This is a genomic window from Paenibacillus alvei DSM 29, assembly GCF_000293805.1.
GTDB lineage: Bacteria > Bacillota > Bacilli > Paenibacillales > Paenibacillaceae > Paenibacillus_B > Paenibacillus_B alvei.
On record NZ_AMBZ01000001.1, the window covers coordinates 866,479 to 888,043 of the forward strand.

Sequence of the window (21,565 nt, forward strand, 5' to 3'; positions counted from 1 at the left end):
TTCATAGAAAGCCTGTTTTTCCTATATTTATGTACACGCCACAATCAGGTAAAATCTACCTCCTTGACGTACATACCAGCAATGGGCATGATTCGCACAGCACGAGAATACATATGTAATGTACAAGTTATTAACCAATGTACCAATTCCAAGTAGAAGGAGTGATTGCGTCTTGTCACAGATTCAGATCAGTCCTAAGGTAGAAGCATTCTTGCAAGGCACGAAAAAGCTGTTCATCAACGGGGAATGGGTGGAAGCCGCACAAAATAACGTATTCTCCTCTCTTAATCCTGCAACGGGAGAAGTTCTTGCTGTCGTGGCTGAAGCGCGGGAAGAGGATGTCGATAGAGCCGTTCGAGCGGCCCGCGACGCCTTCGATCATGGACAATGGTCGCGTCTAAGCGGAGCAGATCGCAGCCGCCTCATTTACAAGCTGGCAGACTTAATTGAAGCGAACAAGCAAGAACTCGCGCAGCTAGAAACGCTGGACAACGGCAAGCCGCTGCGTGAAACACTTGCTGCCGATCTCCCGCTTACGATTGAGCATTTCCGTTACTACGCGGGATGGGCGACTAAAATCGTTGGACAAACGATTCCAACCGCAGGCAACTTCCTCACCTATACAAGACATGAGCCTGTCGGCGTCGTCGGCCAAATCATCCCGTGGAATTTCCCGCTGCTGATGGCTGCTTGGAAGCTGGGCGCTGCTCTGGCTACCGGCTGCACCGTCGTTCTAAAGCCTGCTGAGCAAACGCCGCTGTCTGCTCTATACCTCGCGCAGCTGATTCAAGAAGCTGGATTCCCGCCAGGCGTCGTGAACGTCATTCCAGGCTTTGGGGAAACCGCCGGCGCACCGCTTGTCCAGCATAACCTCGTCGATAAGATCGCCTTCACAGGCTCAACCGTTGTAGGAAAATCCATAATGCGCGAATCTGCCAACACCTTAAAAAGGTGACACTTGAGCTTGGAGGAAAATCGCCGAATATTATTTTGCCTGACGCTGATTTGTCGCGCGCCGTGCCGGGAGCACTTCGCGGCATTACCTTCAACCAGGGACAAGTATGCTCTGCCGGCTCGCGCCTCTTCGTGCAGAAAAAGCTCTATGACAACGTCGTTGCCGATCTCGCTTCCGAAGCGAAACGAATTCGTGTAGGTGCCGGCTTGGATCTCGAGACGGAAATGGGGCCGCTCGTATCCTCTGAGCAGCATGAGGTTGTCCGGCGCTATATCGAAGCAGGCAGGGCAGCCGGCGCCGAATTAGTGACGGGCGGATCAGTCCCTTACAATCAAGGTTACTTCGTCGAGCCTACCGTCTTTGCACAGGTCGATCCGAAAATGACGATTGCCCGCGAAGAAATTTTCGGTCCAGTTGTGGCCGCACTGCCTTATGATACACTGGATGACTTGATTGAACAGGCCAATCAATCAGACTATGGGCTGGCAGCCGGCGTATGGACACAGGATTTGAAGAGTGCCCATTACATCGCAAGCAAGCTCAGAGCAGGCACGGTATGGGTGAACTGTTACAACGTATTCGATGCAGCCGCTCCATTCGGCGGCTACAAGCAGTCCGGCATCGGACGCGAAATGGGTTCCTACGCCCTAGACAATTACACCGAAGTAAAGACTGTATGGGTTAATCTCGACTAATTCGCCACTGCAAACATCGCCGGATATAACCCATATTCCATTTTCCAGCAGCATATCAAGAGATAGAGCCGGTTCTTGGGGAGCCGGCTCTTTTGTATCTTCGTTGATCAAGCAAGTTAGCCATCGTCTCGCTATTTCTTGATATCTCGATCCTTCGAATTCAGATTTTGTTCAGCCTCATATGTTCTAATAGAAGTATCGAGTAAGACTATGATTGCTGGAGGAATACGAACATGCTATTATCCATCATTCAACAAGAAGCACTTGAGCAAGCACGTAAGCATGGCGGACGGCTCATTCGCTGGAGTGGAGGATGTTGGACATTTCAAGGTGCCGCTATAATCGAAGGGGCTTCTGGCAGTAAAGCAATCCCCGAATGGCATTGTACCACTAATACGATCTTTGCATTAGTGCGGCGCGGATACATACTGATGGAAGATTGGAAAAGCTGCACACTTGTCGAATCTCTTCCCAGCTTGAAGTCTATTAATATGCGGGATATGCTGGAACATAAGCACCTGAACTTTTAAACCGCCGTTTTTTATTTGCGAAGTCTTCTTCATATTCTTACGTAGATATTCCGAGTATTCTTCCTTCTGCATGTTCAGTATAGAAATAGAATGGGGGCTATCTTGACAATGGGACTGCATGCCATAATTGTTGATGATGAGCGACTCGCTCTAAAGAAAATGGAAAAGCTGCTTACCGAACAAATCGGACGAAATAAAATCGAGCGAATCATCACCTGCTCCAACCCCTGTGATGCAATCGATATCGCTCAGCATGAGTCGCTTCACGTCGCATTCTTAGATATAGAAATGCCTGAGATTAATGGATTCGAACTAGCAGAACGTCTGCTGCAAATCCATCCCCAGCTTCATATTATATTTGTTACTGCCTATCAAGAGTATGCGGTCAAAGCATTTGAGCTCAATGCACTTGATTACTTATTAAAGCCCGTGCATCACAATCGGCTTGCCTTAACATTACAGCGGCTCACGCTGTCCAATCCCCCTGCTGGGGAACGTACTGCTGCCAGTGTAAATACTCCCAAACCAACACTATGCTGCCTGCAAAGCCTCCACTATGTGAATGCAGCAGGAACCGCACAGCGCTTCCCCTGGAAAACACTGAAGGCTCAAGAACTGTTCGCATACCTGCTCTATTACCGAGAGAAGACCGTGAATAAGCAAATACTAATGGATTTGCTCTGGCCGAAGTATGATACGGAACGCGCCACGACGCAGCTGCATACCGCTATTTATCAGATCCGGAAAATGATCAAGTCCGCAGAGCTTGATTTAGAAGTGAAGTATAAGGACGATGGATATCGTCTGGCTTGGGGTGCGCTAAAGCTTGATGTAGAAGAATGGGAATGCTCTGTACGTGAGGCACCTCCCTTGGATGCGGATAACTTGCCCCGGCATCTTGCCATTATGAATGCATACGCTGGTGATTATTTAGAAGAGCACCGCTATGCATGGGCTGAGTATGAATGGGAACGTATCCGTACCATTTGGCTGAATCATACGGAAGCAATCGCTCAATATTACGTATCTCAAGGTCAGCACTCAGAAGCCATACTGATCTATCGCCAAATAATAGACAAATTCCCTTACATGGAGCATGGCTACTTCGCACTGATGAACATTTATGCGTCATTGCATCATGCGTCTGAAGTACGCAAGCAGTTCAATCTCCTGACTTGCAAGCTGGAAGAAGAGTATGATGCAGCTCCCAGCAAGGAAATTGTAGATTGGTATAAGCATTGGCTAAGGGGAGCGTTTACGTCTAACGAATCCGCCATCTAGCAAGCTTGATCGAGTATTTGATAGATTTCTTTATCGTCCCGATGATTTATCGGGACTTTTTATGTTTCTCCAGCTCCTCCTTTTTTGCTTTTCTCCATAAAAAAGTGAAATTAAATCTGTTTAACATCCCATTTTGCTGGGTAATTTCACATGTCAGAAAACACTTTCTGAAAGTTTCATGAAGTTTGACAAAACTGAATCATTTAGTAGAAAATAATTCAGTTGCAAAAATTTAAAAATAGGAGATTCTAAGCATGAACTACCTTAGAAAGACATTATACGGTCTTTTCATAGTCGCTATTATGTTGAATCTTGTTCTGCCTCCCACGCTTGTTCAAGCGTATGATGGGTTGCCGAATACATTCTTCAATACCGGAGATCGTAATGTCGCAAGCGTAACCGACCTTACCTATGGCAAGGATCCTAACAGTGGAAAAGATCCTAGCAGCGTGACGAAGGTCACCTACGGGGCAATTACGGACAATATCCTTGCTTCTGTATCCATAACAGATGCGAAGGGGAATAATATTTCGTCTATTCGTCCAAATCTAAATGAATACGTGAAGATAGACTATACTTGGAAGCTTCCAGCCGGTCACCATTACGGCGCTGGCTCAACCTTCACATTTCAGCTTCCAGACAAGTTCCAGTTGTCCGCTCCGATTACAAATCAACCTTTGAATAAAGGCGGAATCGAATACGGTACCTTTGATATTACACCGAATGGACAAGTAACGTTTACATTCAATGATGAAATTGAGGATGGCCAGGAGCTAGTCGGCGATTTCTTTGTATGGAGATATTTTGACGAGAAAAAGTTTGAAGGCGGAACCCAGCAAGAAATCATCTTTGATATTCAAGGGGACTCCAGCTTCGAAATCCCTATTCATTTCAACAAAAACCCAAACAGCAAAGAAATCACGAAGCGCGGAACGGCCAATCGCACAATCAATCCTACGGAAATTGAGTGGGTTGTGGACTTCAATACGAGCGAAGGCAATATGAACAACGCTGTCTTTACCGATATGCTGCCAGACGGCTTGGAAATCGATATGAGCTCTATTACGGTACATAAGCTTGACGTTCAATTGAATGGAACCGTTAAGGAAGCCGAGAAAGTTGCTTACCTACCAGTCCGCGAAGCCAATGGCTTCAAAATCGAGCTGGGCAATATACATAATGCCTATCGCGTGAAATACAACACCAAGATTACCAAGACAGAAGATAAGCGCTATACCAATGCTGTTCAGATCACTGGAGACAATCATAAGCCACTAACGATTTCTTCGAATGTGGATGTAAGATTCAGCAAGCCGCTAGAGAAACAATCTACTGGCTATGCGTCATCTACGCAAACGATCAATTGGAAAATTGAATATAATTACAACGAGCGTGAAATCGAACAAGCGAATGCTTGGATTGCCGATGTTTTTGACACGTCCGTTCAAGAATTAAACGAGGATTCATTCGTCGTAAACGAAATGTCTATTGACGATAACGGATACGCAACTGTTGTCAGAAAAGTAGGCAAAGATGAATATACAGTTGTAAAAACAACCGACGGATTTAAGCTTCAATTCAAAGATAAAGTAATGAAAGCTTATTCCATCGAGTATTCGACGAAATCCATTAACCGAGTTTATGAGAATGGAACAATTAAAAACAAAGTCACGATTCACGACAACACCTCCAAGGAGGCGTCAAGGGACATTTACCCTGTCATCTTCTTCAAGGGGCATGAACGTATTGACTATGCCAAGAAAACAATCGATTGGTATCTCAGCTTGAATCAAGACAACAAGGTGATGGAAAATGTCACCATTGAAGATACATTCAAGACGAACGGCTTAACTATAAACCAGCAGAGCCTCGAGGATAGCTTAAAGGCTGCTGGATTTACCAAAGATAAAGATTATACGATAAATTATGTAGCAGATCCTACAAATACCCGCTATCATAGCGGATTTACGATTACATTTAAAACGAACATTACTTCGAGTCTAGTCATTCGGTATCAGACTGCATTCGATCCAGTTCTAAATAACGCTAGCTACACAAATGGCGCAACCCTGAATTGGAAAGAAAACAATAAAGATATGAAGCCTATCTATAAAGAAGATACCGTAACTCCGGATGGCTATACGAAGAACAATGGGAATAAAACAGGTAAATATGATGCCCGCTCAAAGGAAATTACGTGGACGATTGATATCAACTACAACCTTCATCACATCGGGCAAGCTGTGCTTCGCGACTTCTATACAGGCGAGCAGACATTTGTTGACGGCTCCTTGACTGTACGCGAATTGATCTTGTCAGGCGGCGCGAATGGAGTTCAAGAAGGCAGCACCATAAACGATTATACAATCGAAAAGAAAACTGAAAATAATAAATCGGGCTTCGAATTAACGTTCAACAACCCAATCAACAAGGCTTACCGGATTACGTATAAGACAAGCCTTAAAAATCAATCTGTCGTCAAGACCTACAGCAACGGTGCTACGTTGGAGGATAAATCTACTTCCAAAAAAGTGTTCGACGGCAAGGCTTCCGTGACACCGAAATACGGCGATGAATATGTATCCAAAACGGGTGTCCAAGGTAAAGGGGAAAAGTCGGACATCGCGTTCTGGACCGTCAACATTAACCGCAGCCAATCGCATATCAAGGCCGGTTCTGTTCTAACGGATACGCTGTCAAGCAGCCAAAAGCTTGTGCCAGAGTCGATTAAGCTGTACAAAACGACCGTGTCACAGAATGGAACCTTGACTAAGGCTTCCACTCCAATGGATTTGGAACAAATCGCGGAATGGAAGACCAAGGGCAACAAACTTACTCTTACCTTCAAGACAGAGCTAGATAAAGCTTACGTATTAGAGTATCAATCCTTTATCGATGCCGATAATGGCGAGAATGTAAGCAATAAGGTATCCTTTGAAGGCCAATCCTCCGGAACGGTGAACGGCAACGGATCATCAAGCATCAAAGTTGAATTCGCGGGAGCCGGAGGCGGAGCAAGCACCTCCAGCTGCGGTAAGTTGAAAGTCCAAAAAGTCGATACTGCTACAGCAGCGCTGCTGGAAGGCGCGAAATTCGGGCTGTACGATAAATCGGGAACAATCCTGCTGCAAGAGGCTGAGACAGACAAGGACGGAATCGCGACATTTACCGATTTGCGATTTAGACAATACAAAGTTAAAGAGATGGCCCCTCCTCCAGGCTACTTGCTGCCGCAAAAACCGGAGCAGGTCATCACTCTGAGCAAGGATGGTCAGGTCGTCACAATTAAGAACACCAAAATCGTAAGGGATTATGAGCTCACGAAGGTAGATGCTGAAAATAGATCCAAGCTCCTTGAAGGCGCTGTGTTCAAGCTTCAGCGTTTTGATGGGGTCGGATATGCAGATGTTGTTGGATATACGAACCTTCCTACGAAAAAGAACGGTAAGCTAAAGCTTACGGATCTTCCGCCAGGTCAATATAAGCTGGTGGAGGTTCAAGCTCCTGCCGGCTATAAGCAGGAAGATAAGGAAATTCCATTTACAATTGATGAAAATCAAATCGTGCAAAAAACGGGTACCGTGACAAACAACCGAATTAAAGGCTCTGTTGAACTGACAAAGGTTGATGACAACAAACCTGCTTCTCCTCTTGCCGGAGCGGAGTTCGAGCTTCAAGATAGGAAAACGGGTAAAGTCGTACGCAACAAACTGATTACCGGCATAGACGGTAAGGTGAGCGCGGGCAATTTGGATATCGGAAGCTATCAATTTGTGGAGAAGGCAGCACCTAAGGGGTACAAGCTCAATGCGACTCCACTGAAATTTGATATTATAGATTCGACCAAGATCGAACTCACATTCAAAAATGAAAAGTTTCCAGGTTCCTTAAAGCTCTTGAAGATTGAAACCGGTAAGACTGATAAAAGACTTAAAGGGGCTCAATTCCGCCTGCTCGATGAGAACCAACAGCCGCTACTCGATAAGGACGGAAAACCTTTCTCGATTCAGACTACTGATAAGAATGGACTTATTCTCATTCCGAATCTGAAGGCAGGCACTTACTATATCGAAGAGATTAAGGCTCCGACTGGCTATCTCATTGATAAGAAATTGACGATGTTCACCATTACGAGTGAACAAGAAACATTTGTTACTGTCGAAAATTCACGCGAACCCATTCCAGGTTCCTTGAAGCTCTTGAAGATTGAAACTGGCAAGGCTGATAAAGGACTCGAAGGCGCTCAATTCCGCCTGCTCGATGAGAACCAACAGCCGCTACTCGATAAGGACGGAAAGCCTTTCTCGATTCAGACTACTGATAAGAATGGACTTATTCTCATTCCGAATCTGAAGGCAGGCACTTACTATATCGAAGAGATTAAGGCTCCTAATGGCTATCTTATTGATAAGAAGTTGACGATGTTCACCATTGCGAGTGAACAAGAAGCACTTGTTACTATCGAGAATGCTCTAAAGCCAATCGAGCCGATCGATCAAGAACAACCAATTGATCCAAAGCCTCATGTCGATGAGGAGAAGCCGAAGGAACCGACAAGTAATGAAAATGAGAAACCTATAAAACCTGAGGAACCAAGTAAGCCAGAGAAGCCTGAAGATAACAGTATCCCAGGCCATATCATTGACGGCTCCGATAAAGAACCTGGCCAAGAAACGGGCAAGGAAACAGGCGACAAGCCTAATAAGGAAACGGACACAGGCAATCAACCTGATGATAAACCCGGCAATAATGAGGATTCCGGCAAAAAACCAGGAAACAATTCGGATAACGATTCGGGCAGTACCAAAGGTGATAATCCAAGCAGCAACAACGGCTCAAAAGACAAGTCAAAAGATAAAGAAACATCTGACAAAGTAAAAGATAAGAGCGTCAGCGATCAAATCAACACTCGCGAACCAAACCGGAAACAGGATAAACCCGGCAAGGTTCTCCCGAAAACAGGTGAAGACAGCCCGCTGCCAATGCAGCTTGCTGGTCTGGCGCTTGTGATGCTAGGCTCTGTATTATTCGCCATTCGTAAGAAATGGATGAAATCATAATAGCAAGTAATGAGACAAGAGGCCTGCTGAGTTTATCAGCAGGCCTCTTTATTTCCTCGACTAACATGGCCCTAACACACCTTAACAACCACTTTCTATTATTTCATAACTTCTTAACTGAATACGGCGCGGAGATGAATGATCTCATTCTACACAGAGAGGAGTTGATATTTACTCCATTTTCGAGTAAAGTAATAACTGTGCATACTGTGTATTCAATAAATACACAGTATGCACAGTTTCGAGCAAAGAGGGTATTTCATGAACATTATTATTAAGAACGTATCCGATGTTCCCTTATATCAACAGATCAAGGATCAAATTAAGGATGCGATCCTGCGCGGCGACCTGAAAGAAGGCGAACTGCTTCCCTCCATTCGCTCGCTTGCAAACGACTTGCATGTCAGCGTGCTGACGACAAAACGAGTATACGCCGAATTGGAGGGAGAAGGGTTTATCATGACGAGAGCCGGTAAGGGCTCGTATGTGGCGCCAGAGAGCCAAGAGCTGCTGGCAGAATCCAAACGGCATCTTGTGGAATCAAAGCTGGCTGAAGCATGGGAACTGGCCCGAACACTAGGCATTCCTAAGGAAGAACTAAACGCAATGATGGAACTGCTATTTGTAGAGGAGGAAGAGCAATGAGCCATTTGGAAGTTAAGAATCTAAATGTCCAATTTGAACACTTTCGTCTAAATAATATTAGCTTTGCCCTGCAAGAAGGCTGTATTACCGGCTTCATTGGCACAAATGGTTCTGGCAAAACGACAACCATTAAAGCAATTTTAGGACTCATTCAAAAGGACGGCGGCAACGTATCGTTTTTAGGCAAAGAAATGGACAAGCACGAGCGCGAGCTGAAAAATCGCATCGGCATCGTATTTGATGAAGGCTATTTTTATGATGAAATGACGCTGTCGGAAATGAAGAGCATCCTAGCTCCAGCCTACACCAACTGGGATGAGTCCGTGTTCCAACGTTATATCCAGCGCTTTAACCTGAAGCTTAATCAGAAAATATCTACCTTATCCAAAGGTATGCGCATGAAATACGCCATAGCGCTCGCGATGTCGCATCATGCAGATCTGCTCATTATGGATGAGCCTACAAGCGGCCTCGATCCACTCGTCCGAAGCGAACTGATGGAGCTTCTATTGGAATTCATGAACGAGGAAGGAAAGAGTGTATTTTTTTCCACACATATTACGTCTGACTTGGAGAAAATCGCTGACACACTCCTGATGATTGATCAAGGGGACATCCTATTTCACGCGGGCAAGGATGAGCTCCTGGATTCGCATGCACTTGTGAAGGGAGACAAAAAGCTGCTCAATGAACAGACGGAACCGCTCTTCTTATCCCTGCAAGTAACTGCATATGGATTTGAAGGGATAACCCGCAACATTCAAGAGGTTCGACAGCTCATGGGCAATGTGCATATGGAGAAGCCGTCCATCGAGGCAATTATGCTGGCTTATATAGGAGGACATCGACATGCTCATTAATCTTGTCAAAAAGGATCTCATTCTTGCGAAGAAGTATTTGCTGTTCATGCTGCTGTTCGCCGCTATCGGGCCGCTCTTCCTATCCTATCGGATGCAGCTGCATGACAGTGGAAGCATCAGCTTTCTAGTCACTGTACTCTTTATGGAATTTATCTTATTCAATTCGGTATCAGTTTCAGAGGAGAAATATAAAGGAGCTTCGCTTCTGTGCGCCACTCCTTATACGCGCAACGCTTTAGTGCAAGCAAAGTATCTGCTTATCTGCACCATATTTGTGATTGCTTTCGTTATTTATACGATTGCGTCTCTTGTCGTACCGCAGGTCTTGAGCCGTTTGAGCCTGTCGGGCATAGGAACCGCCTTGTTATTCATCAGCTTGTACTTCGGCGTGTTTATTCCGATGCAATATAAGTACGGTTATGAGAGAACGAAGTTCGTGTCCATGATGGTGGTCTTTGTAACGCCATTTATCGTTCCCGTAGTGATGAAATGGTACCAATCCCGACCTGCTTCGCTTTCATTCACACTTCCTTTGCCGCAGGAAATTCAACAATGGATTCCATGCATCCTTGCATTTGTGATCGGTATTGTGTCGATGAAAATATCCATGCGTATTTATGCAGGGAAAAACTTATAAATAGCACCTGTACATTTCATAGAACGTCCAATTAAGAAGGGCTGCCTACAGATCAATGAAGATGACCCTCTGGCAGCCCAGTTATCAACTACTAGTCACTTGTATCTGCAAGAGATTACTTCACAATAACAAAGGATACACTTGTCCCTTCATTCACCTTGCTTCGAATTAGGAGACCTGTACCATACAGCTGCTTCAATCGCCGATCCGTGTTGAGCAGCCCAATCCCCCGCTTCTCAATGCCGTGGAATTCAAGCAGGCTGTCTACCCGCTGAGCATCCATGCCTACACCGTCATCACGTATTTCCACCTGGACACACTGGCCATCCTGTACGATCCGAATCCATACCGTTCCTCCACGAGCTCGGCTGAGCACTCCGTGTCGAATCGCATTCTCGACTAAAGGCTGAATGGTCAGTGGCGGAATCATAGCCTGAATGCTATAATTCAGTTCCCATACGACTTGGATTCTATCTTCGAAACGAGCGTGCTCAATGAATAAGTAGGAACGAACGAGATCAAGCTCATGTTCGATTGGGACAAGCTTGGACGAGTTTAAAAAATCAAAGCTGATTCGCAAATAAGAGCTGAATGCCTCGATGAGATCATTCATCTTGTTCGTATCAAAATCGCTGAGCGCCGTAATCGTGTTCAATGTATTGAACAGGAAGTGCGGTTGAATCTGTGCCTGCAAGTAAGCCGCCTCCATACGAAGGCGTTCATTTACCGCCCGCTTCAGTTCTGTCAGCGCGTGCACACGCGATCGTAATTCCATCGCATCAACCGGCTTCGTCACATAGTCATTCGCACCGGCCATAAATCCCGAGTGTATGTCCTCAGCATTGCTTCTAGCCGTTAAAATCAAAATTGGTAGCTCCAAAATGGAGAATCGCTCGCGAATAAGCCGCGTCAGCTCATACCCTGACATATGCGGCATCATGACGTCGGAGATGATCAAATCCCACTGGGCTGTATCCAACTTGCTTAAGGCCTCCTTGCCGCTCGCCGCCCTCACAACCTCATATTGATCGGCGGACAAGATGTCCCCGAGTATTTTTAAATTCACGCGATCATCATCGACAATCAATATCATTGGTTTATACAGAGTGGAGGCCGTCTGCTGTTGCACCACATGAAGCTCGTCAGAGATCATGTTCATATCTCTTACAGCCTGAGTAGACACAATAGCCTCGACCGGGTTCTCCTCCTGCACAAGCGGAATTGTGCCCGGTTCGGCCAATTGCAGGGTGAAGGAAAATACGGATCCCTTCCCAAGTTCCGATTCCACCTCCAATACTCCGCCATGCAGATGCACCATTTGCTCACAAATGCGAAGTCCAAGTCCGATTCCCCCGGCACTTGCAGTTGTATCTGCAGTTCCTTGTTCATAAGCATGGAATGCCCGCTCCTGCAATTCCTTAGTCATGCCAATGCCTGTGTCAGCAACAGAGATATAGGCCAGTCTCTCCCGAACCTCTGCGGAAATCGTTATTGAACCTTCATCCGTGAACTTGATTGCATTATGCACAAGATTGGACAACACTTGAACTAATCGCTTCTCGTCCGCTATAACAGGCGGAAATGTCTCTGGTATCGCCATAACCAGTTGGATCGGCTTGCCCTCCATCATGAAGCGGAGCATGTCCAGCACGCCAGACACCGCCGATTGCACACGAAGCGGAGCACACTGCAAAATGACTTTGCCTTCCCGCAGCTGCGCCAAGTCAAGTAAATCATTGATTGTATGCGACATGCGTCGGCTGATCGTAATAAGCAGCTCCATATCTTCCCTGCTCTTCTCATCCATCCGCTGCTTTTCGCGTGCGACGACGGACTGCGCAATGTTAATGACGCCGTGCAGCGGCGTACGCAATTCATGCGACGTGTTTGCCAAAAATAGATCCTTCTTCTCATCAGCCTCCCTCAGTTGCTCGTATAATCTTGCATTCTCTTCAGCATTGCGAAAATATCTTTTGAACCAATACGCCGAAAATCCAACGATCGATGCGATGATGTTGATCGGATAGTAAATCATATTTTTCGTTCCATTATAAATAAAAATGCTCCAGGTAATCCCTGACATGACACTGACAGCCGCAAGCAGTAAAATATAGGCTTCCCTACGATTTTGATAGACCATCTGCACAATCAGGGATGATAACCAAATAATTGGGAAGAGATAAAGCACGCTGAAAATCTTATAGGCCGTCGTGAAGAAAATATACGGTGCAGGGGCAACAAGCACAAAAATTGTAAACAAGACTAAGAAGCCCATATATCCGTAGAACAGCTTTCCGCGCCGTGTAAATTCGGAAAAGTTCCTTCCCATAATCATCATAAAGCAGGCATGCCACAAATAAGCAAGAATCTTGATTCGAAGCGCCCAGGTATAATTGATTGGAAGCCATAGCAGCAGGATAGAGTCATTGTCAGCTATGACCAATATGCCTGTCATTGTCATTAATAACCCGAATATAATAAACGTCTTCTCTCTCGGATTAAAGCAAAACAAAATGACGGCATATAGGCCGTGCAGCATCAAAATAATAAAGGTAACTAATTGAAACCCGATGGAATACCAGCGTTGAAATTCAACCGCCGCCTGCGTTCCGAATCGTATAGAACGGGCGATGCCCCCTTTAAAGGGATTATCAAAGTTGGATACCTGAAGAAGAACCTCGATAGCGCCTTGTCCCTCTGCCTTAATCTCGTGGGAAACGGTAAAGGATGCCCGCTCGGGTCGATACAACTCTTTATTGGTGGATACTACCCCCAATTCCGCTTCGATCTGCCCATTGGTCAGAAAGACGGTGGCGGCTTGAATTTCTCTGATCCAAAAAGTGTAGGGCTGATTTACCGGCTGATCGACCAATACGCGAAGCCGGTACGTCCCATAACCATATGAATTGCTTTTATGCTGCCGCCACCCCTCTCTCCAATCCCCTGGAACCTGCACATAGCTGGATTGGCCTTGGAATTGACGAATCTCATCTTCATTAGATATCAATGCATCCGGATAAAACTCCCACTGCCCATCCAAATATACAGTATGCTTGTTGTCCAGCTTCATCCCGCGCAAATCAGCTACCCCTTTAGTTACCCTGACATGCTGTGATGATTCCAAGGTTATAAGCCACGTTACGTGGATACCGGCAAGCAGAAGCACGAACAATAACGTACTCACGATAATTCGTTTTTGTTCATCATAATATGGGGTGTCGACAGCAAGCGCCCCTTCCCTGCCCCCTTCAATTGCTATCTTTCGCCAATCTCTGCAATGATAAAGGCGAAGGACATTACCCTTGCTTTATCTACCGTACCTGCTAATCTTCATTTGATATTCGATTACGAGCGCACGTATACAACTCAAAAACTTCCTTGCTGTCGATATACACCTTGAAGGTGGCGGCTGTCTCCTATTGTGCTGCCAGCTTACTTGTAGCAGTGAATGACCAGAAGTCTTAGCTCCCTCCGATTGGAATATAGGCTTGTCCTATTTACACACGAATTCTATGTCCACTCTATTGGATCATGATTGCTTGACATTCTCGCACTACATGGGTATTCATCCATATTTGTCCATAATCTCTACCATTCTATAGCAACAGTCAGAATTGCACAACGGACATAATGGCGAACGACGGCAGGAGAGCTTCCCAATCCAGCTTGACTTTTTGCCGCCGCCTGCCTTCAGAAACTATGCCCCTCTGCCCGGGTAAATGTATGTCTTTGTACCGATTTTCGCAGAGATACTCCATCCATCATGATCTGTAACAGCAGCTGTGATTGAATTGCTTCTGCCATACTGCAATTGCCGCAGAGCATCAAAATCCGGATTTACAACCTCATTAGAGAGATAGGCGGAAATCTTGCTGCCCGGCTTCCGCGCTTTATTTAACGCAGTAATCATGCCCTGCGATGAGGTGATGCCGATGCCATGCCCGTAATAGAGATCATTGCCTAGCTTCACTACATTTTCCCCTTGCCATTCCGGCGTACGCGGATTATAATCGGGATTCTTAAAATAGAGAATATCCCCTACATAGGCATCTGCGAGATTGGGATTTGAAACGAGGCGCAGGTTGCGGTCGTAATTCCAATCCCACAGCAATAAATCTTGAAAGTAACGATTAAACACTGCCTCTCCAAGCGTATCAATTACCGCCTTATAGAGCACAATGACAATCGCGGTCGCACATTCGAAAGCATACTGATCTCCATTATGAAAAATATCGTTGATTGCAGTCGATGGCATGACACCGCTTCGTAATTGAAAGCCTCCCCTGTCCGTACGTATCCAGTACCTTTTATTGCATCTGGAATCATCAAATCCAGCAAAGTCAGCCCCACTGTTATGCAGCGCCTTCGCTGCTTTGACAATATTGGAGCGCATCTTCAACTCAAATTTCAAGTCGTCCAGAGAATTGTAGGAGTACACGACAGGGCTCTTCTGCTTCGCTGTAAGCACACTTCTCTCCAGCTCCGTTAATCCCAATGCAGCAAGTTGCCCCGTATTAACACCTGCAATCTCGATCATCTTATCTCCCCCTACGATCTACTGATTATCGAACGCTTTGCGGGAATGGGAACCCATGAAGCGGATCATACTTCTGACTAATTGCTTGTAAGCATGCAGCGTTGCGTCCAAGGTAAGCTTTTTCGTAGTTTCTTAATTTACTTTTCATGTGGCTCCCTTTTAACAACAGGTAACATGATCCCTGTTACCTCTTCTGAATGGTGATTACATTTTACGATGCGCCCGCTCAATACTAACTTTGGATGCCCCTACAGTTAACCCTCCAGCCTCCGATTGTCATCGTATCTGTGACTCCCTGATTGCAAAAAAAGACATTCACCTACTGTACTCTATGCATACTCTTCCGCACACGTTCATGCAGAAATGAAAGTCGAATGGAGACAGCACATAAATCATTTTCACAAAAATTATAGAAGGCGAAACATCTTCTACAATGTGGAAATTAAAGCGTTTATCGGCTACAATAGTGGTTAATATCTTGACCAGTGTTCACCCCTATTTCTGTTCTTCTACTTTCCCAGATCACTCCAACCACACGACATCCGAATCCCTTATAGTGAAAAAGCTCTATTCAATTATCCCGACGGATCTTCTCGACTGTCTTATTCCGGTATAAGAGCGTGTAAGATACCGCCGTTTAGCATACACCACACCGTTACCCACTTCATATGAAAGGAGGGGTCGCTGCTTTCTGCATATACAGAATGTGTGATTACGAAACGAATATGTACCATCATTGGAGGAGGAATATTGATGAATTTTGGAATGCAGTATGGAAGTAGATTCTATTTGCATGTCAAATGGTTCGCAGGCGATCTTGAGTGGACTCCGCAACCAATAGGCAAGGTAATTACCCCCGCCTTCTTATTCTGGTTCAGCTTCACGCTTGTCGTATTGCTGCTTGTTTCCCGGTATAACGCAGCCTTGGATCATATTTCGGCGGTTCGGAAGGTACATTCTTTTCTCAATAAGTTAAAACGTTTTCATCTTTCGATCATGCGTGTCGGTCTCGTAATTGCACTGCTGCTTCAACTTATTACCGGGGCTTATTTGGCCCCTACCTTTCAAATTGAGACATGGTGGATCCATGCGCTGCTTATTATCGCGATACTTGGCCTGCTTCATCGAGCAACCCTCGCAGTAAGCGGCCTAGCGATTGGTATCCTATATGTGATAGCACTGACGGATTACGGAATGTTCCATGTGCTAGACTACATGTTCTATCTCGGCATCATCTATTATTTGCTTGTGGCGAACACGAGATGGAAGCGTACTGGTATACCCATTCTCTATGTATGGACCGGATTATCCCTTGCTTGGCTCGCAATGGAGAAGCTAACACTTGCGAAGCTGGCCTGCTCGCTCATGCATGAGTACGGCATTCCGTCACTGGGCTTTACTGTGGAGGATTTCGTACTCATTAGTGCCTTTATCGAGCTTGGATTAGCCTGGGCCTTCATTGTCGGCATTATGAATCGCTTTACGGCGCTGCTGCTGACTGGATTATTTCTGCTTACTACAACGGTGTTCGGCTTCACTGAAATCGTCGGCCATATGGTCATGCATACGATTCTGCTAATCTTCCTCATCGTCGGACGAAACGACATATTTTCTATCCTGCATACTCGACGTCCTCCCAAGCTGCGCAGCTTCTTTGTGGTACTTCATTTCTCCATTATGATATTCAGCATGATGACCTTATACATATGGATGGGTCAGCCTCGCAGCGGTTTTTCCGTTCCTCTCCCAATGCCACAAGCAGTGCAAGCGAGTAAAATACCGGCATTCTGCCCAATCAAATGACATAGCAAAGAGCATTCCATAAACCTCGTATATAATGTCGACCTAAAGTAAAAGCGTTATAACTTATTGACCGCTGGTGCCTACACGTTAATAAATGTATTCTTGCTAAAGAAATAAAAAAGACACCATTCAGGTGTCTTTTTTCATGATGCTGCATCGTATTGTGTCTTGATTATCCTTCCAAATCCACGTTATGGTACACTTGCTGAACATCATCAAGGTCTTCAAGCGCGTCAATCAGTTTCTCGAATTGTACCTTTTGATCCTCTTCCAGCGTGACTTCAGTCTGAGGCAGCATTGTAATTTCAGCTACACTGAATTCGCTGATGCCTTCATTCTTCAGCGCCTGCTGTACAACATGGAATTGATCAGGCTCAGCATAGATAATTACGGCTTCGTCCTCTTCCAAAATATCGCGCGCATCCACATCTGCGTTCATCAGGATCTCCAGTACATCGTCCGCGCTCTTGCCTTCCAGACCGATTACGGCTGTAGGACTGAACATGTATGTTACGGAGCCGCTTACTCCAAGGCTGCCGCCATTTTTGTTAAATGCAGCACGAACCTCGGAAGCGGTACGATTCACGTTATTTGTCAATGCATCCACGATGATCATGGAGCCGCTTGGACCAAAGCCCTCATAGCGAAGCTCGTCATAGTTCTCATCGGAGCCGCCTTTTGCTTTCTCAATTGCGCGATCAATGATCGCCTTTGGTACATTGTATGTTTTGGCACGTTCCACAACAAATCGTAATGTTTGGTTCAGCTCAGGATCAGGCTCGCCTGACTTCGCTGCAACGTAGATCTCTCTGCCGAAACGCGCATATATACGACTCGTATTCGTGTCCTTAGATGCTTTTTTCTCCTTAATATTGTTCCATTTACGCCCCATACTGTATCTCGCTCTCTTTCCGCATAAAGTATGCATACTCCTAATAATTATATCTTTTCAGGGGAACTTGGGCAAATATGAAAACTTTTGATTTTCAATTCTTAGCTAGTTATACGGGCTTATTTTACGTCAAAATTCGAACATTTCGAGGACCTAGAGGCCCCTTTCACTTTGCCCAATCGTACAAAGGTGTAAAAAACAGAAAGCTGTGATAAAATACTGTAATTGCACCCGCTATTTTGTTAGGGAGGTTTAGTGAATCACCATGCTCATTATCGGTATCACCGGAGGCACCGGATCCGGCAAAACAACGGTTGCCAAGTCCGTCATTGACCGTCTTGGTTCAGAAAAGGTTACATTCATTTCCCAAGACAACTACTACAAAGATCATTCTCACCTCAGCATGGCTGAACGCGAAGTGATCAACTTCGACCACCCCCTCGTGTTCGACAACGAGTTGCTGATTGAGCATGTAAATTTGCTCAAGGAAGGCAAGACTGCATATGCACCGGTATACGACTTTACGATTCATGCCCGTTCCAAGGATGAAACGGTAGAGCTGAAACCGAACAATATCATCATCATCGAAGGGCTCCATGTGCTGTTCGATGAAAATTTGCGTCATTTGCTCGATATTAAGGTATTCGTAGATACTGATCCTGACGTGCGTATCCTGCGCCGTGTACTTCGCGATATTGAAGAGCGCGGTCGGACGATTCATTCGGTATACAATCAATATTTGACCTCGGTCAAGCCTATGCACGAAGCATTTATCGAACCTTCTAAAAAGTACGCTGACTTGATTATCCCTGAAGGCGGTCAGAACGAAGTAGGCATTCACATGCTGTCTGTGCTGACAGAAAAGTATTTGACGAGCGAGTGGAATTCATGAGAAAAAGCCGATCAAGTGACAGACCTGTGTCTGCCATTCGATCGGCTTATTTTCTGCGCTCTACTTCGTAGATTCAACATTTTCAAGCGTCTTCATGCCATCGGCTCCAAAAATGTTGTATATACCGAATTCATAGAAAGAATAGCCATAATCCGTATTTCTTTGGATGCCTTCAAATTTCACATATCTTGCTTCTGTTGGCGTGAAATGAATTGTATCTCTTCCATCCTGTGCCGTAATGACGCCGTCATTCTTCGACGTTACATTTACCCACTCTTTCTTATCTTGAGAGACAAGAATTTTATACGTTTTGGCACGAGCATACTCCCAATCGATGCGGATCGTATCGAATTCTTTTACATCGCCAAGATCAACCATGAACCAAGAAAGATCTACATAGTTGCTTGCCCATCTCGTCGCAGGGAGGCCATCTACTGCTTTTTGCGGCATGTAATTTGGATTATTTCCTTCTACGGAAGATGCCTCTACTGTTTTATTTTCCGCCATATTGCCAAGAAGGTAGTAGGCATGATCCTTCAGCGTGTTATAGGCGCCATCTGCAATTTGACCTTTGATCTTCTGGAACTCCAGCATCGCATTGAAGATCTTAATGTGCTTTTTGAACTCTTCTGCACTACCTTCCGCTTGTTTTGCATTGTACAAATGTGTCTGCAAAGCTCCAGCCGCCGCATCATTATTGAACTGATTCTCTTTCTCGAATTGGTCTACAAACGTTTTGATCAGATCCACATTTGTGCTAGCCTCTATCACATAAGTTGTCTTTTTCGACTTGCCCGAGGTCACCGTAACAGTCAGCTCATGCTTGCCAAGCTTGCCTGCCAGGTTAATCGGTGTACCCGATGTGTAGGGCTTGCCATCAAACGTAGCTGTAACCTTTGCAGCCCCGCTTCCATCGTCATCCTTCAACTTCCATGTAAATTGAACCGTTTCCGTTGCTGGTACCGTTGTATGGCTTTCAATCGGCTGCCCGTTCATTTGTACTTCAGCATCAGAAGGAATACCGCTATTCACGCTATATGTGCCCTTTACGAATTGGTACAGCCAATCATACAGAATTCGGTTGGATGGATCCTTGCTTACTGCTGAATGATATACAGCGTCACTGCCTTGATAGTAGGCATTGTAGCCATTTTGCATAAACCCATTCTCTGCGCCATTATTCAAGTACTCGATATACTTTTCACGGAAATGATTGTCTGTCAGCATCCGATCATCGAACTCCAGCTCATTGCCCATGCCGTGCCGCTTCGATAAATACGCTGCATCCTGCAAGCGCTCAGGGTCGATATCTTCCTCGAAGAAGTAGTTCGGCTGGTAAGCTACGTTGTCGATGCCAACATCCTTCCACATGAATGTCTTGTATCCTGAGAAGAACGGAATCCAGAACAACTTCATGCCCATGTCATGCACTTTCGCGCTTGTCTCACGAAGCATGTCTGGCCCTTTACGATGCGTGCTGATCTGCTCATCCAGCCAGTACATGCCGACAAGCTCCAAATTAGAGTAGTTGGCAGCGTCCCACATCTGCTTCACTTGATCCAGCCACCAGTGAACGGCTTTCACTCGGTTAGCGAAAGCTTGTTCCACGCCAATCGAGTCGCTGAAGCTTAAGTTGCCGTCGCCAATATCGCCGAAGTCTGTCGTACCTTCAACTGGAAACGGGATCATATACACAACTTTCGTTTTGTGGTTAGGATCATTCAGCTTCGCCCCAACTTCTTTGGTCGCTTCATTTAATTGATACATATCGCCTTGCGCTGCAAATGTCTTTTCCAAGTACCATTTCCAGTCATCCAGCTTACCATTCAGCCCCAAATTGCGACCTGATGGCGTATCCAGACCGAGATAAAGAATTCCATCGAACAACCAATCCTTCGGATTGCCCGTCTCATCTACATAACTAATATTCGGGATAATGCGTTCCTTCGTCCAATCTCCCTTGTTATTCGCATAATGTCCATTGTACAGCAGCCCAAGGTCGCTAATTCCGGCTGTTGCCTCTCCCGGAGTTTGGTAAGCTGGGGTCTGCGTAGGAACGGTGTCTGCTCCTTGCACCTTCCCGTCTTCGCCCATAATTTCGATTTCATCGACTAACGTCATGGCCCTAGGATGCATCATGAAGCTAACCTTCACATACCGTGCATAAGCGATGCCTCCGTAAGCCAATCCTTCTTTGTTCGGATCTTTGATTCCATCTTTGTTGCCCTTCCATTCGAACGTCTCTTCATGCTGTCCGTCTATCCATAACGTTTGGAGCGCATTATGGGATAATAGGCCCCAATTATCCTTGTCGTCGGATACGTAAATGGATACTGTCAACGGCAGAAGGACATTATTGTTCGGCCAATCCTGCATGAAATGAGCCTTAACGGATGAGATTGATTTATTCTCACCGAGATCAAATACCACTTCACGCGTTCTTTTCTTCAAATGACCGACCCAAGCTGGATCGGATTTGTCCATTTTTCCATATTTGCCATCTGTCAGCTTATAGCCGTCGTCAGCATAACCTGCCTCTGGTGCTTGTGACCATTCATAAGGAAGACCCAGTGCTAGATTGCGTACCCCTTGCTGAGGTTCAGCTGCCTGCTGGGGTGAGTTCTGCTCTCCCGCCTGCAACAATGACTTCGCCTCCTCCGCCTGTACAATTGGAACCATTATCGATAGAGCTAGTACTGTAGACATTACGATAGATAGCCACTTCTTCTTCATCATCCTAACTCCCTTTCTATCTATAAGAATATAATGATCATCAAA

13 protein-coding genes and 1 pseudogene are annotated in these 21,565 nt (G+C 45.6%); 9 read left to right on the top strand and 5 right to left on the bottom strand.

Translation table 11 applies throughout. The features are described 5' to 3' along the window. Nucleotides 1-118 precede the first annotated feature (118 nt). The 7 genes and pseudogenes from PAV_RS03955 to PAV_RS03985 all read left to right on the top strand — a co-directional run bounded on the left by PAV_RS03955 (nucleotide 119) and on the right by PAV_RS03985 (nucleotide 10,663). A pseudogene (locus tag PAV_RS03955) lies at nucleotides 119-1,650 on the top strand (aldehyde dehydrogenase family protein). A 233-nt stretch (nucleotides 1,651-1,883) separates the two neighbouring features. Then, a complete protein-coding gene (locus PAV_RS03960; protein WP_005543703.1) occupies nucleotides 1,884-2,180 on the top strand; it encodes a hypothetical protein in 297 nt (98 codons plus the stop codon). 108 nt (nucleotides 2,181-2,288) lie between these two features. After that, nucleotides 2,289-3,461 (top strand): response regulator, encoded by a 1,173-nt coding sequence (locus tag PAV_RS03965; RefSeq protein ID WP_005543704.1) that lies wholly within the window; start codon nucleotides 2,289-2,291, stop codon nucleotides 3,459-3,461. A gap of 254 nt (nucleotides 3,462-3,715) precedes the next feature. After that, nucleotides 3,716-8,521: a SpaA isopeptide-forming pilin-related protein gene (locus PAV_RS03970; RefSeq protein ID WP_005543705.1), complete on the top strand. Its 4,806-nt coding sequence runs from the start codon at nucleotides 3,716-3,718 to the stop codon at nucleotides 8,519-8,521. Nucleotides 8,522-8,782: 261 nt separating this feature from the next. Then, complete coding sequence (locus PAV_RS03975; RefSeq protein WP_005543707.1) at nucleotides 8,783-9,166, top strand: GntR family transcriptional regulator; 384 nt, start codon at nucleotides 8,783-8,785, stop codon at nucleotides 9,164-9,166. Beyond that, the gene (locus tag PAV_RS03980) at nucleotides 9,163-10,026 is read left to right on the top strand and encodes an ABC transporter ATP-binding protein (protein WP_005543709.1); all 864 of its coding nucleotides are present in this window, start codon (nucleotides 9,163-9,165) and stop codon (nucleotides 10,024-10,026) included. Before PAV_RS03975 ends, PAV_RS03980 begins: the two co-directional genes overlap by 4 nt. After that, on the top strand, nucleotides 10,016-10,663 hold the full coding sequence (locus PAV_RS03985; RefSeq protein ID WP_005543711.1) for an ABC-2 transporter permease: 648 nt from the start codon (nucleotides 10,016-10,018) through the stop codon (nucleotides 10,661-10,663). Before PAV_RS03980 ends, PAV_RS03985 begins: the two co-directional genes overlap by 11 nt. A gap of 115 nt (nucleotides 10,664-10,778) precedes the next feature. Here the strand turns inward: PAV_RS03985 and PAV_RS03990 are convergent, their stop codons facing one another. The 3 genes from PAV_RS03990 to PAV_RS37480 form a co-directional block, all read right to left on the bottom strand. Continuing rightward, the gene (locus PAV_RS03990) at nucleotides 10,779-13,847 is read right to left on the bottom strand and encodes an ATP-binding protein (RefSeq protein WP_238555736.1); all 3,069 of its coding nucleotides are present in this window, start codon (nucleotides 13,845-13,847) and stop codon (nucleotides 10,779-10,781) included. A gap of 513 nt (nucleotides 13,848-14,360) precedes the next feature. Continuing rightward, nucleotides 14,361-15,200, bottom strand: coding sequence for a protein-glutamine gamma-glutamyltransferase (locus tag PAV_RS03995; protein ID WP_005543715.1), 840 nt, complete (start codon nucleotides 15,198-15,200; stop codon nucleotides 14,361-14,363). A 25-nt stretch (nucleotides 15,201-15,225) separates the two neighbouring features. Beyond that, the gene (locus PAV_RS37480; RefSeq protein WP_081505666.1) at nucleotides 15,226-15,348 is read right to left on the bottom strand and encodes a BBE domain-containing protein; all 123 of its coding nucleotides are present in this window, start codon (nucleotides 15,346-15,348) and stop codon (nucleotides 15,226-15,228) included. Between the two features lie 605 nt (nucleotides 15,349-15,953). Between PAV_RS37480 and PAV_RS04000 the strand changes: the two genes are divergently transcribed. Then, nucleotides 15,954-17,003 (top strand): hypothetical protein, encoded by a 1,050-nt coding sequence (locus tag PAV_RS04000; RefSeq protein ID WP_005543717.1) that lies wholly within the window; start codon nucleotides 15,954-15,956, stop codon nucleotides 17,001-17,003. 172 nt (nucleotides 17,004-17,175) lie between these two features. On the opposite strand, the gene PAV_RS04005 is transcribed toward PAV_RS04000, so the two are convergent. Further along, nucleotides 17,176-17,895 carry a YebC/PmpR family DNA-binding transcriptional regulator gene (locus PAV_RS04005; protein ID WP_005543718.1) on the bottom strand — a complete coding sequence of 240 codons (720 nt, stop codon included), beginning with the start codon at nucleotides 17,893-17,895 and terminating at the stop codon, nucleotides 17,176-17,178. Nucleotides 17,896-18,160: 265 nt separating this feature from the next. On the opposite strand from PAV_RS04005, the gene udk reads away from it, so the two are divergent. Next, nucleotides 18,161-18,787, top strand: a complete 627-nt coding sequence (gene udk / locus PAV_RS04010; RefSeq protein ID WP_005543720.1) for a uridine kinase — start codon at nucleotides 18,161-18,163, stop codon at nucleotides 18,785-18,787. A gap of 60 nt (nucleotides 18,788-18,847) precedes the next feature. Here the strand turns inward: udk and PAV_RS32120 are convergent, their stop codons facing one another. After that, nucleotides 18,848-21,520: a DUF4855 domain-containing protein gene (locus PAV_RS32120; protein WP_051135050.1), complete on the bottom strand. Its 2,673-nt coding sequence runs from the start codon at nucleotides 21,518-21,520 to the stop codon at nucleotides 18,848-18,850. Nucleotides 21,521-21,565: the final 45 nt, after the last annotated feature.

Coding starts and splice junctions, on each gene's coding strand:
- PAV_RS03970 (WP_005543705.1), top strand. CDS start 3,716: ATGAACTACCTTAGAAAGACATTATACGGTCTTTTCATAGTCGCTATT.
- PAV_RS03980 (WP_005543709.1), top strand. CDS start 9,163: ATGAGCCATTTGGAAGTTAAGAATCTAAATGTCCAATTTGAACACTTT.
- PAV_RS03975 (WP_005543707.1), top strand. CDS start 8,783: ATGAACATTATTATTAAGAACGTATCCGATGTTCCCTTATATCAACAG.
- udk (WP_005543720.1), top strand. CDS start 18,161: ATGCTCATTATCGGTATCACCGGAGGCACCGGATCCGGCAAAACAACG.
- PAV_RS32120 (WP_051135050.1), bottom strand. CDS start 21,520: ATGAAGAAGAAGTGGCTATCTATCGTAATGTCTACAGTACTAGCTCTA.
- PAV_RS03995 (WP_005543715.1), bottom strand. CDS start 15,200: ATGATCGAGATTGCAGGTGTTAATACGGGGCAACTTGCTGCATTGGGA.
- PAV_RS03985 (WP_005543711.1), top strand. CDS start 10,016: ATGCTCATTAATCTTGTCAAAAAGGATCTCATTCTTGCGAAGAAGTAT.
- PAV_RS04000 (WP_005543717.1), top strand. CDS start 15,954: ATGAATTTTGGAATGCAGTATGGAAGTAGATTCTATTTGCATGTCAAA.
- PAV_RS37480 (WP_081505666.1), bottom strand. CDS start 15,348: ATGAAAAGTAAATTAAGAAACTACGAAAAAGCTTACCTTGGACGCAAC.
- PAV_RS04005 (WP_005543718.1), bottom strand. CDS start 17,895: ATGGGGCGTAAATGGAACAATATTAAGGAGAAAAAAGCATCTAAGGAC.
- PAV_RS03965 (WP_005543704.1), top strand. CDS start 2,289: ATGGGACTGCATGCCATAATTGTTGATGATGAGCGACTCGCTCTAAAG.
- PAV_RS03960 (WP_005543703.1), top strand. CDS start 1,884: ATGCTATTATCCATCATTCAACAAGAAGCACTTGAGCAAGCACGTAAG.